Here is a 14,322-nt window from a genome sequence, read left to right as displayed (position 1 = left end):
TGACAGGGGATTGGGAGGACATAGGATCGATTCCTTTCAAAGAGAATGTCGGTAGCGAGCAAAGCCACCATGCGAAGTGCCGACCCCAACTACATGTCCGATCTCTTGCAAATGGAAAAAAGCTTCCATCAGAAATTCTTTGACTGGGATCAATCTTTCCGTGCGACTCGAAGCCAAATCAAAAATTCATGACTTCGTAACAGATAGCGACCAATGGCTGCAGATCGCCACCTTTTTCCTTGCCGTCCAGCGACGGCCGTTCAACTCGTCGGTTCAGCGCGCCCCGTGCCTGAGTCACCGCGAGCCCAATAGCCGCGGCGGAACAGGTCACGTTCGCCCAGGACCAGCAACAGCACCAGGAAGCCCAGCATGGCCACGCTGACGCTGACGATCAGCTCCAGCAGGCCGACCGGCTTGGGCAACAGGAAACTCAGCAGGGCCACCGCGCTGCCCGCGCTGAACCAGCGCAGCAGCAGCGACAGGTGCAGGCCGGCCAGGGAGTGGCGATAGAGCGCCAGCGCCATGAACACCGCCTGCAGGAAGGCTCCGGTGGTAAAGGAGTAGGCCAGTCCCTGGGCACCGAATGGCCGATAGACAACAGCGTCCAGGGCCACGGTGATGAAGGAGCTGGCCAGGGTGGCGTAAAGGAAGGTGCGGGCGCGCTGCTGCGACAGCAGGGCACGCCCCCACAGCAGGGCCAGCCCCATCCAGGGCAGACCCAGGGCATAGGCCACCACCAGGGTCGCGGTCGCCGCGCTCTGCTCGGCGCCAAAGGCCCCGCGCTCCAGCAGCACCTTGACCACCGGCTCGGAGTAGCTGAACAGCACCACGGCGGCCGGCACCAGGAACAGCAGGGTGCCGAGCAGCGCCTTGCGCATCAGCGCGCTGTACTTGTCGGCATTGCCCTCGTTCCAGCTGCGGGTCAGCTCGGGAAAGATCATCGCCAGGATCGACAGCGCATAGAGCGTCAGCGGAATGGTCACGATGCGGTAGGAGAAGGACAGCATGGTGATGTTGCCCTCCGCCAGCAGCGAGGCGAAGAAACGCTCCGCCAGCATGCAACCCTGCTGGGCGCCGGCGGCGAGCAGCACGGGAGCGAAGGTCACGGCGAAGGGACTGCCTTCGGGCTTCTCGAAGGCCACCGAGCGCTGGCCGAGATAGCCCAGCCGGCGGTGCTGGATGACGATCAGCAGCACCTGGGGCAGCAGCATGCCGGTGAACAGCGCGATACCGCTCGGCTGCAGGATGACGATGGCCAGGATGGCGCCCAGATTGAGCATCAGGGTGCGGGTCATCGGCAGGATGAAGATGCGATCCAGGTTGAGCAGCGCGCCCTGGCAATAGAGGACGGCCTGCACGCAGATCAGCAGGGTACCGACGGCGAAGACCAGCTTGCCGGTCTCGACCTGCTCGTCGCTCCAGCCCGGCGCCAGGGCATGCATCAGCCAGGGGCTGGCGAGGACGCCGATCACCGACAGCAACAGGCCGAACAGGCCGATGCGCCAGTACAGCCAGCGACCGACCTGCTCGTACTGGGCGTTGCAGCGGTCGCGGATGCGTTGCAGATAGGGAATCATGGCATCGCGCAGGGCGAGGCCGAAGAAGCTCTCGAAGAACACCGGCAGGATGAGCGCGACAAAGATCAGGTCGGCTTCCCAGCTCACGCCGAATTGGCGGGCGATCAGCAGGTCGCGCAGGAACCCCAGCAGAAAGCTGGCGACCGTGATGGCCAGGATGATGAGGGTCGAACTCACGCCCGCACCTCGATCGACCCAGACGGGCCAAGCGCGGCAATAAGCGGACGGATAAAGATGGCAGGCATTGGCGGTCTCGTTCCGTGAGCCGGAGGTGATCCGGATAAAGGCGGGCAGTGATGCCCGTTTGGTCCAGACTCAGAGACCAGCTTCCGCGCTTAAGTTTCCCGAGGCAAATCTGGAGACACGCAGAAATGTCGAACGATTGGCAAATTGCCATGAGTGACCAGAGGCTGACCGCCGAGCGGTAGTCCTTGCAATCCCGCGACAAGCCAACTACTGTATATATAACCAGATACAGAATACGAGGTGACGCATGGCCGTCGAAGTGTTGTATCGCAGCAGCCGAGATCCGGAGCGCCTGTTCATGGATAAAGCCGAAGCCGATCGTCACGACAAGATGTTGGAGCTGGCCGAGTCGCTCGCCAGCGTATTGGACAAGGCCGTACCCGGTCTTGCCGAGAAGCAGTGCGAAGACCTGGGGCTGTTCATGGCCCGCAATCGCGAGGTCTTCGCCCGGGCGTTTCGCAACCAGCCGGATGCCCTGGGCGAGTTGGACCTGCCCAGCTAGCAAGGGGCGCTGCCCCTCGGGTAGCCTGGGAAGAGATCTGAGCCGGAGAAAGCCTCTTGTCCCTTCCCATCATCTTCGATACCGATCCTGGCGTGGACGACGCCCAGGCCATCGCCCTGCTGTTTGCCGATCCCGCTTTCGAGGTGATCGGCCTGACCACCACCTTTGGCAATGTGCCGGTCACCACGGCGACCCGCAACGCCCTGCTGCTCACCGAGCTGGCCGGCCGGGACACGCCCGTCGCGGCCGGGGTGGCCGAACCCCTGATCAAGCCGGCCGGCAACCACGCCCTGCACGTGCATGGCCAGGATGGTCTGGGCAACCAGCAGCTGCCCGCACCGAGCCAGACACCCCACGCCCTGGATGCGGCGCGCTTCATCGTCGAGCAGACCCGCCTGCGACCGGGCGAGATCACCCTGGTGGCGGTCGGCCCGCTGGGCAACCTGGCCCTCGCCCTGGCGCTGGATCCCACGGTCGCCGAGCGCGTCCGCGAGGTGGTGGTGATGGGCGGCGCCATCGTCGAGCCGGGCAACGTCACGCCGGTGGCCGAAGCCAACATCTTTTCCGATCCCCATGCCGCGGCGCGGGTCTTCGCCGCCCCCTGGCCGCTGACCCTGGTCGGCCTGGATGCCACCCACCGCGCCGTGCTCGATCCGCCCCGCCTGCAGCGCATCGCGGCGCACCAGGGCGCTCTCGGCGAGGTACTCGCCCGCAGCTATGACTTCTATGCGGACTTCTACCGCAGCGTGAAGGACATCGACGGCTGCCATCCCCACGACAGCTGCGCCCTCGCCTATCTGCGCCGCCCCGAGCTGTTCCACACCGCTCGCGGTCACCTCAGCGTCGGCACCGAGGGCCTGGCGGAAGGCCAGACCTTTTTCGCTCCCGAGGGGCGCGCCTACCTGGACGGGCGCTGGTCCGGCAATCCCCTGGTGACGGTCTGCCTGGGCATGGATGGCCCCGCCATGGTCGCCTGGATGGAAGAGGTCCTGACCACAACGGCGCAGTAACCGGTAAAGCATCCAAGGCCGCGCGCGGGGCCTTGCAGTGTGCACGGCCGCCTGCGCCAGGCGAATGGCGGCTCTGCCCGGTCGAGCGTGCTGCAGGCATAAAAAAAGGCCCCTCTCGGGGCCTTTTTTACATCCCGGATCAGTTGACCTTGGGATCCAGCTCGCCGCGGGCATAGCGCTCGAACATGGCGTCCAGGGAGATCGGCTTGATCTTGGAGGCCTGGCCGGCGGTGCCGAAGGCTTCGTAACGGGCGATGCAGACGTCGCGCATGGCGGTCACGGTCTTGGCCAGATACTTGCGCGGGTCGAACTCGCTACGGTTCTTGGCCATGAATTCGCGGATGGCACCGGTAGAGGCCAGACGCAGATCGGTGTCGATGTTGACCTTGCGGACCCCGTACTTGATGCCTTCGACGATCTCTTCGACCGGCACGCCGTAGGTTTCCTTGATGTCGCCACCGTACTCGTTGATGATCTTCAGCCACTCCTGGGGCACCGAGCTGGAGCCGTGCATGACCAGGTGGGTGTCCGGGATGCGCGCATGGATTTCCTTGATGCGCTGGATCGACAGGGTGTCCCCGGTCGGCGGCTTGGTGAACTTGTAGGCGCCGTGGCTGGTGCCGATGGCGATGGCCAGGGCGTCGACCTTGGTGGCCTTGACGAACTGGGCGGCTTCTTCCGGATCGGTCAGCAGCTGGCTGTGATCCAGGGTGCCTTCGGCGCCCACGCCGTCCTCTTCACCGGCCATGCCGGTTTCCAGGCTGCCCAGGCAGCCCAGCTCGCCTTCCACGGACACGCCGCAGGCATGGGCGAAGGCCACGGTCTGCTGGGTGACGCGCACGTTGTAGTCGTAGTCGGACGGCGTCTTGCCGTCGGCCATCAGCGAGCCGTCCATCATCACCGAGGAGAAGCCCAGCTGGATGGAACGCTGGCAGACGTCGGGGCTGGTGCCGTGGTCTTGGTGCATGACCACCGGGATGTGCGGGAATTCTTCCACCGCGGCCAGGATCAGGTGACGCAGGAAGGGAGCGCCGGCGTACTTGCGGGCACCGGCGGAGGCCTGAACGATGACCGGCGAATCGGTCTTGTCGGCGGCTTCCATGATGGCGCGCATCTGCTCGAGGTTGTTGACGTTGAAGGCCGGAACGCCATAGCCGAATTCGGCGGCGTGATCCAGCAGCTGACGCATGCTGACGAGTGCCATTGGTGATTATCTCCCTACAAAGGCGGTGGTGGCGCCAGCCTGCATGAGCGGCTGGCAGGGTTCAAGCGGCCGACCCCTGGCCGCCCTGGATTAATCGGTTCAGCTGACATTCGCCGCTTCAAGGCGTCCGGCAGCCGCGGCCGATGAGGTCGTTGTTGGCGATCCAGTAGACGAGTCCCTGGTCGCCGCGGATATGCAAAGCCACCAGCCCGTCGGTATAGGACTGGCCATCGGTGGCCGGTTCGCGGTTGAGATGACGGATCAGGCCATCGCCTTCCAGCTTGAGGTCGACGATGGACTGGCTGCGATCCACATAGCGCCAGTCGAAGGCCGCCTTGGAATCGCAGACCCAGTGGGTCCAGCCGCCGGTTTGCTGCGCGCCGCGACCGGCACAGCCGGCCAGCACGAGACCCAGCAGACCGAGGGCGAGCGTGCGCCCCTTCACTGGGCGCAACCGCTGGCAGGACGGCTGGCGTTGCCATTGAGCGTATCGACCCGCTCGCCATTCTGCGCCGTGGGCGTGGCGGCTGCCGCCGGTGGCGGCGCGAACACCGCGCAGGCCTTGTCGGCATTGCCACCGGCGCAACCGACCAGCATCAGGACAGCGGAACAGACGAGCAGCGGCGTACGCATGGCGATTACTCCTGGGCGCGTTGCTGGAGGACTTCGACGGCCGGCAGGACCTTGCCCTCGACAAATTCGAGGAAGGCGCCGCCACCGGTGGAGATATAGGAGACCTTCTCGCCGATGCCGTACTTGTCGATGGCGGCCAGGGTGTCGCCACCCCCGGCGATGGAGAAGGCGTCGCTGTCGGCGATGGCCTGGGCCAGGGTGCGGGTGCCTTCGCCGAACTGGTCGAATTCGAAGACGCCCACCGGACCGTTCCAGAGGATGGTCTTGGCCGACTTGAGCAGGTCGGCGAATTGCTGGGCGCTGACCGGGCCGATGTCGAGGATCATGTCGTCGTCGGCCACGTCGTTGATCGACTTAGTGACGGCTTCGGCGGTCTCGGCGAATTCCTTGGCGACCACTACGTCCACCGGCAGCGGCACGCTGACCTTGGCGGCGATGGCCTTGGCGGTGTCCACCAGATCGGCTTCGTACAGCGACTTGCCGACCTTGTAGCCGGCTGCGGCGAGGAAGGTGTTGGCGATGCCGCCGCCAACGATCAGCTGGTCGCAGATCTGCGCCAGGGAGTTGAGCACGTCCAGCTTGGTGGAGACCTTGGAGCCGGCGACGATGGCGGCCATCGGGCGGGCGGGATTGCCCAGCGCCTTGCCCAGGGCGTCCAGTTCGGCGGCCAGCAGCGGACCGGCCGCGGCGACCTTGGCGAACTTGGCCACGCCATGGGTCGAACCCTCGGCGCGGTGGGCGGTGCCGAAGGCGTCCATGACGAAGATGTCGCACAGGGCGGCGTATTTCTTCGCCAGCTCATCGGCGTTCTTTTTCTCGCCCGCGTTGAAGCGCACGTTCTCCAGCAGCACCAGCTGACCCGGCTCGACCTGGACGCCGTCCAGGTAGTCCTTCACCAGGGGCACCTCGCGGCCCAGGGCCTTGCTCAGGTAGGCCGCGACCGGGGCCAGGCTGTTTTCCTCGCTGAATTCGCCCTCGGTGGGACGACCCAGGTGCGAGCAGACGATCACCGCGGCACCCTTTTCCAGGGCCAGCTTGAGGGTCGGCAGGGCAGCGACCAGGCGGGCATCGCTCTTGATCTGGCCTTCCTTCACCGGAACGTTGAGGTCTTCGCGAATCAGGACGCGCTTACCCTTCAGATCGAGGTCGCTCATTTTCAACACGGACATACAGGCAATCCCTTAGTTGTGCTTGTTTCAGGTGGGCTTGGCGATGCGCAGCCAATGGCCGGCGACGTCGAGCATGCGGTTGGCGAAGCCCCATTCGTTGTCGAACCACACCAGCAGATTGACCAGCCGGGGGCCGGAAACGCGGGTTTGGCTGCCATCGACGATGGCGGAATGGGGATCGTGGTTGAAATCGCAGGAGGCGTGGGGCAACTCGGTGTAGTCGATCAGCCCGGCCAGGGGACCGCTCTGGGCGGCGTCACGCAACAGGGTGTTGAGCGCCGGCGCCGTGGTGTCGCGACCGACGATGCAGGTGATGTCCAGGCAGGAGACGTTGACCGTGGGTACGCGCACGGCACGGGCCTGGATGCGCCCGCCGAGCTCCGGCAGCAGGCGTTCGATGCCGCGCGCCAGGCCGGTCGCCACCGGGATGATCGACTGGAACGCCGAGCGGGTCCGCCGCAGATCTTCGGCATGGTAGGCGTCGATCACGGGCTGGTCGTTCATGGCCGAGTGGATCGTGGTGATGGAGACGTATTCCAGACCCAGCGTCTCATGCAAAAGTTTCAGCACCGGGACGCTGCAGTTGGTGGTGCAGGACGCATTCGAGACCAGCGTCTCGTCACCGCGCAGGGCCTGCTGGTTGACGCCATAGACCACGGTGGCGTCGACGTCGGTCTCGCTGACCATGGGCTGGGAGAACAGCACCCGCGGTGCACCGGCGGCGAGGAAGCGCCCGGCCTCGGCACGGGTGCTGAAGGCGCCGGAGCACTCCAGCACCAGATCGACGTCCAGCGCCCGCCAGTCCACTCGCTCGGGCTCCGCCTCGCGGCGGATCTCCAGGGCCTGGTCGCCGATGCGCAGGCGCTCACCCTCCAGCGCCACCCGCCCGGGAAAGCGGCCATGGGTGGAGTCGAAGCGGGTGAGGTATTCGAGGCTGGGCCGGTCGGCCAGGTCGTTGAGGGCGACGATGGCGAGCTCGCTCGCCGCACCGCGCTCGTGCAGGGCACGCAACACGCAACGACCGATGCGACCGTAGCCGTTGAGAGCGAGGCGATAGCGAGCGGAACTCATGCGTGAACGGACTCGGGCGCAAGCGAAAGGCCGATTATGCGGCGGTTCGACGACGAATGGGAGTCGCCAGCGTAGTCCGGTCGACTTTCGCACTACAAAAAGGCGCTCTCCTTGGCAGACAGGAAAGAAATCCGCCGTCTGGCCAGACGCCCCTGCCGCAGTCACGGCGTCTGGCGGTCTGCAGGGGAAGTCCGCAGGTAGCCTCAGGGGCCGCGGGACTACCGGGTTCGGCGACCCTGGCCTGACAGAAATCGTCATCTAAGCGTGATAGAGCAGAGCCATGACCTGGATCAAAATCCCCACTGATTGTGGTGTAGAAACTAAAAAGCACTATATGTAGTATCTGGACCGAACTTGAGCCCCAAGTCGAACTCAAAGGAAAGGACCCGCGCCGCCCTGGCAGATCCCGGCTGGCGACAGGCTTTTTCCTTTGAGTTCGCCCCACTACGGACAGGAGTCAGCCATGACCATCACCATTTACAGCAAGCCCGCCTGCGTGCAGTGCAACGCCACCTATCGCGCCCTGGATCGCCAGGGCATCGCCTACCAGGTGGTGGACATCGAGCAAGACGCCAATGCGCGCCAGACCGTGGAATCCCTGGGTTATCGCCAGGTACCGGTGGTGGTGGCCGGTGACGACCACTGGGCCGGCTTTCGCCCGGACAAGCTCGGCCAGCTGGTGGCCTGAGGCCAGGACCATGGGTGAGCTGCTGTATTTCTCCAGCACCTCGGAGAACACCCACAGATTCGTCGAGAAACTCGGGCTGCCGGCGCGGCGTATCCCCCAGGATCCCGCCGCCGAACCGCTCAAGGCCCGCGAGCCCTACATCCTGGTGCTGCCCACCTATGGCGGTGGCGGCAGCAAGGGCGCGGTGCCCAAGCCGGTCATCCACTTTCTCAACGATCCGCACAATCGCGCCCTGATCCGCGGCGTCATCGCCGCCGGCAACACCAACTTCGGCGAGGGCTACTGCCTGGGCGGACGCATCGTCGCCCAGAAGTGCGCGGTGCCCCTGCTCTACCAATTCGAATTGCTCGGCACGACGGAAGACGTCGACCGGGTGCGCACGGGAGTGAACGACTTTTGGCAACGTCAGGCCTGACCCCGACCGGCAGCGAGGCGGACTACCACGCGCTCAACGCCATGCTCAATCTCTACGGTCCGAACGGCGAGCTGCAGCTGGACAAGGATCGCCAGGCGACGCGCCAGTACTTCCTGCAGCACGTCAACCAGAACACCGTGTTCTTCCATAACCTGGACGAGAAACTCGACTACCTGGTGGACAAGGGCTACTACGAGGCGGCGGTGCTGGAGCAATACGCCCCGGCCTTCGTCAAGGCGCTGTTCGAGCGCGCCTATGCCTACAAATTCCGCTTCCAGAGCTTCCTGGGTGCCTTCAAGTACTACACCAGCTACACCCTCAAGACCTTCGATGGCCAGCGCTACCTGGAGCGCTACGAGGATCGGGTGTGCATGGTCGCCCTGAGTCTGGCCCGTGGTGACGAGGGCCTGGCCGAGTCGCTGGTGGACGAGATGATCAGCGGGCGCTTCCAGCCGGCCACCCCGACCTTCCTCAACGCCGGCAAGCGCCAGCGCGGCGAGTTGGTGTCCTGCTTCCTGCTCCGCATCGAAGACAACATGGAGTCCATCGGCCGCGCGGTGAATTCGGCGCTGCAGCTGTCCAAGCGTGGCGGCGGCGTGGCCTTCCTGCTGAGCAACGTGCGCGAGGTCGGGGCGCCGATCAAGCGCATCGAGAACCAGTCCTCCGGCATCATCCCGATCATGAAGCTCCTGGAAGACGCCTTCTCCTACGCCAACCAGCTGGGTTCGCGCCAGGGCGCCGGCGCCGTCTACCTCAATGCCCACCATCCGGACATCCTGAGGTTCCTCGACACCAAGCGCGAGAACGCGGACGAGAAGATCCGCATCAAGACCCTGTCCCTCGGCGTGGTCATCCCGGACATCACCTTCGAGCTGGCCAAGCGCAACGCCGACATGTACCTGTTCTCGCCCTATGACGTGGAGCGGGTCTATGGCGTGCCCTTCGCCGACATCAGCGTCAGCGACAAGTACGCCGAGATGGTGGCCGATGCGCGCATCCGCAAGCGCAAGATCAACGCCCGGGAATTCTTCCAGACCCTGGCGGAGATCCAGTTCGAATCCGGCTACCCCTACCTGATGTTCGAAGACACGGTGAATCGCGCCAATCCCATCGCCGGGCGCATCAACATGAGCAACCTCTGCTCGGAGATCCTCCAGGTCAACACCCCCAGCCGCTTCGACGAAGACCTGGGCTACGAGCATGTCGGCCAGGACATCTCCTGCAACCTGGGTTCGCTGAACATCGCCCGCACCATGGATTCGCCGGATCTGGGCCGCACCGTGGAAACCGCCATCCGCGGCCTCACCGCGGTCTCGGAGATGAGCGACATTCGCTGCGTACCCTCGGTGGCCGCCGGCAACGCCGCCTCCCACGCCATCGGCCTGGGGCAGATGAACCTGCACGGTTACCTGGCCCGCGAGCACATCCACTACGGCTCGGCGGAAGGCCTGGATTTCACCAATCTGTACTTCTACACCGTCACCTACCATGCGGTGCGCGCCTCCAACCGCCTGGCCATCGAACGCGGCCAGAGCTTCCAGGGCTTCGCCGAGTCCAAGTACGCCAGCGGCGACTACTTCGATCAGTACACCGAGGGCGACTTCACCCCGCGCACCCTGCGGGTGGCCGAGTTGTTCGAAGTGGCCGGCATCCGCCTGCCGACCCGCGCGGACTGGCAGGAACTCAAGGCCTCGGTGATGGCGCACGGGCTGTTCAACCGCAACCTCCAGGCCATCCCGCCCACCGGTTCGATCTCCTACATCAACCACTCCACCTCGAGCATCCACCCCATCGTCGCCAAGGTGGAGATCCGCAAGGAAGGCAAGCTGGGCCGCGTCTACTACCCGGCGCCCTACCTCGCCGACGATAACCAGGAGTACTACCAGGACGCCTACGAGATCGGCCCGGAAAAGATCATCGACACCTATGCCGAGGCCACCCGCCATGTCGACCAGGGACTGTCGCTGACGCTGTTTTTCCGCGACACCGCCACCACCCGCGACATCAATCGGGCGCAGATCTACGCCTGGAAGAAGGGCATCAAGACGCTCTATTACATCCGCCTGCGCCAGGCCGCCCTGGAAGGCACCGAGGTGCAGGGCTGCGTGTCCTGCAGCCTGTGAGGAAAAGGTCATGAATGCATCCATCAAAGCGCCGCGCCTGAACCGTATCAACGCCATCAACTGGAATCGCCTGCAGGACGAGAAAGACCTGGAGGTGTGGAATCGCCTGACCGGCAACTTCTGGCTGCCGGAAAAGATCCCGCTGTCCAACGACATCCCCTCCTGGGCGACCCTGACGCCCAAGGAGCAGCAACTGACCATCCGCGTCTTCACCGGCCTGACCCTGCTGGACACCATCCAGAACGCCGTGGGCGCTCCGACGCTGCTGGCCGATGCCGTCACTCCCCACGAGGAAGCGGTGATCGCCAACATCGGCTTCATGGAAGCCGTGCATGCGCGCTCCTACAGTTCGATCTTCTCCACCCTCTGCTCGACGCCCGACGTGGACGAGGCCTATCGCTGGAGCGAAGAGAATCCCTATCTGCAGACCAAGGCCGACCTGATCCTTGAGCGTTACCACGCCGAGGACCCGCTGCTGCGCAAGGTGGCCAGTGTCTTCCTGGAATCCTTCCTGTTCTATTCGGGCTTCTACCTGCCGATGTACTGGTCCAGCCGCGCCAAGCTGACCAACACCGCCGACCTGATCCGTCTGATCATTCGCGACGAGGCGGTGCACGGTTACTACATCGGCTACAAATTCCAGCAGGCCCTGGCCAAGGAAAGCCCGGAGCGCCGCCAGCAGGTCAAGGACTTCGCCTACGAGCTGCTGCAGGATCTCTACGACAACGAGGTGGCCTACACCGAGGACCTCTACGACAGCGTCGGCTGGAGCGAGGACGTGAAGAAATTCCTTCACTACAACGCCAACAAGGCGCTGATGAATCTGGGCTTCGAAGCCCTGTTCCCCAGCAGCATGACCGACGTCAGCCCGGCGATCCTGGCCGCCCTGTCGCCCAGCGCCGACGAGAACCACGACTTCTTCTCCGGCTCGGGTTCGTCCTATGTCATCGGCAAGGCGGTGAGCACCGAAGACGAGGATTGGGATTTCTGAGCCAACCTCCTGCTCCGACCAGCCCCCTCTCCCCGTGGGAGAGGGTTGGGGTGAGGGTGTCCCGCGCGACGAAGCCCTCAGTGGAAAAGGCTGCGCCGTTTTCCACGCTACGGCGCTGAACCGTCTTGCTCCGACAAGCCCCCTCTCCCTCTGGGAGAGGGTTGGGGTGAGGGTGCTCCGCGCGACGAAGTCCTCAGCGGAAAAGGCTGCGCCGTTTTCACGCTACGGCGCTGAGCCGGCCGCTTGCTCCGACAAGCCCCCTCTCCCCCTGGGAGAGGGTTGGGGTGAGAGTGCCCCGCGCGACGAAGTCCTCAGCGGAAAAGGCTGCGCCGTTTTCCACGCTACGGTGCTGAACCGGCCGCCTGCTCCGACAAGCCCCCTCTCCCCCTGGGAGAGGGTTGGGGTGAGGGTGCGCCGCCCGACGAAGCCCCCAGTGGAAAAGGCTGCGCCGTTTTCCACGCTACGGTGCTGATTCCTGATCGCCCTACCTCGGCGGTCCCGTCCGAAAACGGCCAGTCGCCCCTCCCCAGCGGTGCTAACCTGCCGCCATGAACGCCTTCCCTGATATTCCCGCTTTCGAACGCGCCCGCCTGGCGCGAGATCCGCGTTTCGACGGCCTGTTCTACACCGCGGTGCTCACCACCGGCATCTACTGTCGGCCGGTGTGTCCGGCGCAACCGCCACGCCCGGAAAACGTCAGCTACTACCCCAGCGCCGCAGCCGCCGAGGCCGCGGGTTATCGCCCCTGCCTGAGATGCCGCCCGGAACTCTCCCCCGCCGGCGGCCACTGGCAACGCGGCGATGCCACCCTGGCGCGCGCCCTGCGGCTGATGGACGAGGGCCTGGAGGAAGGCGGCCTGCCCGCCCTCGCCGCCCGCCTCGACCTCAGCGAACGCCAGTTGCGCCGGCTGTTCGTCGAGCGCCTGGGCGCTGCGCCCCTGGCGGTGCTCACCACCCGCCGCCTGCTGTTCGCCAAGCAATTGCTCAGCGAGACCCGGCTGCCCATCACCGAGGTGGCCCTGGCCGCCGGGTTCGGCAGTCTGAGACGCTTCAACACCGCCTTTCGCGACGCCTACGGCCTGGTCCCCAGTCAGGTGCGCAAGGGTCAGGCCGCCGCTTCGCCGGTGCTGGTCCTGCGCCTGGCCTATCGTCCGCCCTACGACTTCGCCGCCCAGCTGGATTTTCTCCGCGGTCACGCCCTGCCCGGCGTCGAGGTCCTGGATGACCACAGCTACGCCCGGGTGATCGGCACCCCCGAACAGCCGGGCTGGCTGCGCGTCTCGGCCTGGGACGCCGACACGCCGGCACTGCGCCTGGAGTTGCACGGTGCCGCCCCTGGAGAGCTGCAGGCCGCGGTGGCGCGTATCCGCCGCATGTTCGATCTGGACGCCGATCCCGAAGCCATCGCCCAGGGCCTGGCGGTCGATCCGACCCTGGCCGAACTGGTGGCGCGCCGCCCGGGCCTGCGCCTGCCTAGCGGCTGGGATGGCTTCGAGATCGCCGTGCGCGCCGTCATCGGTCAGCAGGTCAGCGTGGTGGCGGCCACCACCATGACCGCCCGGGTGGTGCAGCGCTTCGGTCGTCCCTGGGGCGAGTCCGGTCACGAGGCCAGTCGACCGCCCGCCGGTCTGCACCACTTCTTTCCCACCGTGGACGCCCTGGCCGATGCCGCCCTGGAAGACCTCACCGGCCTCGGCCTGATCCGCGCCCGCGCCGGTACCCTGGGTACGGTAGCCAGAGCGTTGCGCGCCGGCGAGGTGGACTTCGACACCGGGCGCACCCTGGACGATTTCGCCCGGCGCTGGATCGCGCTCAAGGGCATAGGTCCCTGGACCGCCCAGTACATCGCCCTGCGCGCCCTGGCCCATCCCGATGCCTGCCCGGTGGAAGACCTGGTGCTGCAGAAGCGCCTGGCGCAGCCCGGCGAGCGCCTGACCGCCAAGGCCCTGTATGCCCGCGCCGAAGCCTGGCGGCCCTGGCGTGCCTACGGGGTGATGCAGGTCTGGCGGGAAGCCACCTGGAAGGCGCCCGCCGACGCCCCCGCCGAACCCGTTCCCACCCGTCTCGCCAAGGAGTCGCCTCGATGATCGCCTACTGCCTGCTGGACAGCCCCATAGGAACGCTCACCCTGGCCGCCGACGACAGTGGCCTGCGCGTGGTGGAATTTCCCGAGAATCGCTACCTGGCCAAGCGTGACGCCAGCTGGAGCGCCGCCGACCATCCGATCCTCGACCTGGCCCGCGCGCAGCTCGGCGAGTACTTCGCCGGCCAGCGCCAGACCTTCGAGCTGCCCCTGGCACCGCGCGGTACTCCCTTCCAGCTGGCGGTCTGGCAGGCCCTGGCGGAGATCCCCCACGGCCAGACCTGGAGCTATGGTCAACTCGCCAGCCATCTCGGCCGACCCCAGGCGATGCGCGCGGTGGGCGCCGCCAACGGGCGTAATCCGCTGCCCATCGTGCTGCCCTGCCACCGGGTGATAGGGGCGTCCGGCGCCCTGACCGGCTTTGGCGGCGGCTTGCCGACCAAGCAATTCCTGCTAGAACTGGAAGGCGCGCTGCCGCCGCCGCGGGATCTCTTCGCCGCCTCCCAGCCTGGCACTGCGCCAGAATCTACCTGTTAAAAGGCTCTAGAATGCGGCTTTCAGGGCTTGAGCCGGTGCAACCCCGTAGCGCACACTGGAGCTTTCGATTCGC

At 65.7% G+C, this 14,322-nt stretch carries 14 protein-coding genes; 8 read left to right on the top strand and 6 right to left on the bottom strand.

The annotated features are described in order from the left end of the window. Nucleotides 1–260: 260 nt before the first annotated feature. Nucleotides 261–1,754, bottom strand: a complete 1,494-nt coding sequence (locus CFE50_RS01245) for a lipid II flippase MurJ (protein ID WP_007161282.1) — start codon at nt 1,752–1,754, stop codon at nt 261–263. A 316-nt stretch (nt 1,755–2,070) separates the two neighbouring features. On the opposite strand from CFE50_RS01245, the gene CFE50_RS01240 reads away from it, so the two are divergent. Continuing rightward, a complete protein-coding gene (locus CFE50_RS01240; RefSeq protein ID WP_007161283.1) occupies nt 2,071–2,325 on the top strand; it encodes a YebG family protein in 255 nt (84 codons plus the stop codon). A gap of 56 nt (nt 2,326–2,381) precedes the next feature. Then, the gene (locus CFE50_RS01235) at nt 2,382–3,335 is read left to right on the top strand and encodes a nucleoside hydrolase (RefSeq protein WP_241808297.1); all 954 of its coding nucleotides are present in this window, start codon (nt 2,382–2,384) and stop codon (nt 3,333–3,335) included. A gap of 139 nt (nt 3,336–3,474) precedes the next feature. On the opposite strand, the gene fba is transcribed toward CFE50_RS01235, so the two are convergent. The 5 genes from fba to epd form a co-directional block, all read right to left on the bottom strand. Beyond that, nucleotides 3,475–4,539, bottom strand: a complete 1,065-nt coding sequence (gene fba, locus CFE50_RS01230) for a class II fructose-bisphosphate aldolase (RefSeq protein WP_007161286.1) — start codon at nt 4,537–4,539, stop codon at nt 3,475–3,477. A 118-nt stretch (nt 4,540–4,657) separates the two neighbouring features. Then, entirely contained in the window at nt 4,658–4,984 is a 327-nt protein-coding gene (locus tag CFE50_RS01225; protein WP_286729759.1) for an MliC family protein, read from the bottom strand. Continuing rightward, nucleotides 4,981–5,172 (bottom strand): hypothetical protein, encoded by a 192-nt coding sequence (locus CFE50_RS01220; RefSeq protein ID WP_286729756.1) that lies wholly within the window; start codon nt 5,170–5,172, stop codon nt 4,981–4,983. Before CFE50_RS01220 ends, CFE50_RS01225 begins: the two co-directional genes overlap by 4 nt. Before the next feature lie 5 nt (nt 5,173–5,177). Continuing rightward, a complete protein-coding gene (locus tag CFE50_RS01215; protein ID WP_145151839.1) occupies nt 5,178–6,341 on the bottom strand; it encodes a phosphoglycerate kinase in 1,164 nt (387 codons plus the stop codon). A gap of 27 nt (nt 6,342–6,368) precedes the next feature. Then, nucleotides 6,369–7,412: an erythrose-4-phosphate dehydrogenase gene (epd, locus tag CFE50_RS01210; protein ID WP_241808295.1), complete on the bottom strand. Its 1,044-nt coding sequence runs from the start codon at nt 7,410–7,412 to the stop codon at nt 6,369–6,371. Between the two features lie 463 nt (nt 7,413–7,875). Here epd and nrdH point away from each other — a divergent pair, with 463 nt between their 5' ends. The 6 genes from nrdH to CFE50_RS01180 all read left to right on the top strand — a co-directional run bounded on the left by nrdH (nt 7,876) and on the right by CFE50_RS01180 (nt 14,249). Further along, on the top strand, nt 7,876–8,100 hold the full coding sequence (gene nrdH, locus CFE50_RS01205) for a glutaredoxin-like protein NrdH (protein WP_145011627.1): 225 nt from the start codon (nt 7,876–7,878) through the stop codon (nt 8,098–8,100). A gap of 10 nt (nt 8,101–8,110) precedes the next feature. After that, nucleotides 8,111–8,515 carry a class Ib ribonucleoside-diphosphate reductase assembly flavoprotein NrdI gene (nrdI, locus tag CFE50_RS01200; protein ID WP_027598230.1) on the top strand — a complete coding sequence of 135 codons (405 nt, stop codon included), beginning with the start codon at nt 8,111–8,113 and terminating at the stop codon, nt 8,513–8,515. After that, nucleotides 8,497–10,638: a class 1b ribonucleoside-diphosphate reductase subunit alpha gene (nrdE, locus tag CFE50_RS01195; RefSeq protein ID WP_286729745.1), complete on the top strand. Its 2,142-nt coding sequence runs from the start codon at nt 8,497–8,499 to the stop codon at nt 10,636–10,638. The genes nrdI and nrdE overlap by 19 nt, the downstream gene beginning before the upstream one ends. 10 nt (nt 10,639–10,648) lie before the next feature. After that, nucleotides 10,649–11,629, top strand: a complete 981-nt coding sequence (nrdF, locus tag CFE50_RS01190; RefSeq protein ID WP_286729743.1) for a class 1b ribonucleoside-diphosphate reductase subunit beta — start codon at nt 10,649–10,651, stop codon at nt 11,627–11,629. Nucleotides 11,630–12,177: 548 nt separating this feature from the next. After that, nucleotides 12,178–13,716 (top strand): DNA-3-methyladenine glycosylase 2 family protein, encoded by a 1,539-nt coding sequence (locus CFE50_RS01185; RefSeq protein ID WP_286729741.1) that lies wholly within the window; start codon nt 12,178–12,180, stop codon nt 13,714–13,716. Further along, nucleotides 13,713–14,249, top strand: coding sequence for a methylated-DNA--[protein]-cysteine S-methyltransferase (locus CFE50_RS01180; RefSeq protein WP_286729739.1), 537 nt, complete (start codon nt 13,713–13,715; stop codon nt 14,247–14,249). Before CFE50_RS01185 ends, CFE50_RS01180 begins: the two co-directional genes overlap by 4 nt. Nucleotides 14,250–14,322: the final 73 nt, after the last annotated feature.

It is taken from the genome of Pseudomonas sp. PGPPP4, from assembly GCF_002256045.1.
GTDB lineage: Bacteria > Pseudomonadota > Gammaproteobacteria > Pseudomonadales > Pseudomonadaceae > Chryseomonas > Chryseomonas oryzihabitans.
Note: the sequence above shows the minus strand (reverse complement) of the source record. Positions and strands in the feature narration are given on the sequence as shown.

What these genes read in the sequence shown, in the direction of transcription:
- CFE50_RS01240 (WP_007161283.1), top strand. Translation starts at nt 2,071, where the DNA reads ATGGCCGTCGAAGTGTTGTATCGCAGCAGCCGAGATCCGGAGCGCCTG.
- fba (WP_007161286.1), bottom strand. Translation starts at nt 4,539, where the DNA reads ATGGCACTCGTCAGCATGCGTCAGCTGCTGGATCACGCCGCCGAATTC.
- CFE50_RS01220 (WP_286729756.1), bottom strand. Translation starts at nt 5,172, where the DNA reads ATGCGTACGCCGCTGCTCGTCTGTTCCGCTGTCCTGATGCTGGTCGGT.
- CFE50_RS01215 (WP_145151839.1), bottom strand. Translation starts at nt 6,341, where the DNA reads ATGTCCGTGTTGAAAATGAGCGACCTCGATCTGAAGGGTAAGCGCGTC.
- epd (WP_241808295.1), bottom strand. Translation starts at nt 7,412, where the DNA reads ATGAGTTCCGCTCGCTATCGCCTCGCTCTCAACGGCTACGGTCGCATC.
- nrdH (WP_145011627.1), top strand. Translation starts at nt 7,876, where the DNA reads ATGACCATCACCATTTACAGCAAGCCCGCCTGCGTGCAGTGCAACGCC.
- nrdI (WP_027598230.1), top strand. Translation starts at nt 8,111, where the DNA reads ATGGGTGAGCTGCTGTATTTCTCCAGCACCTCGGAGAACACCCACAGA.
- nrdF (WP_286729743.1), top strand. Translation starts at nt 10,649, where the DNA reads ATGAATGCATCCATCAAAGCGCCGCGCCTGAACCGTATCAACGCCATC.
- CFE50_RS01185 (WP_286729741.1), top strand. Translation starts at nt 12,178, where the DNA reads ATGAACGCCTTCCCTGATATTCCCGCTTTCGAACGCGCCCGCCTGGCG.
- CFE50_RS01180 (WP_286729739.1), top strand. Translation starts at nt 13,713, where the DNA reads ATGATCGCCTACTGCCTGCTGGACAGCCCCATAGGAACGCTCACCCTG.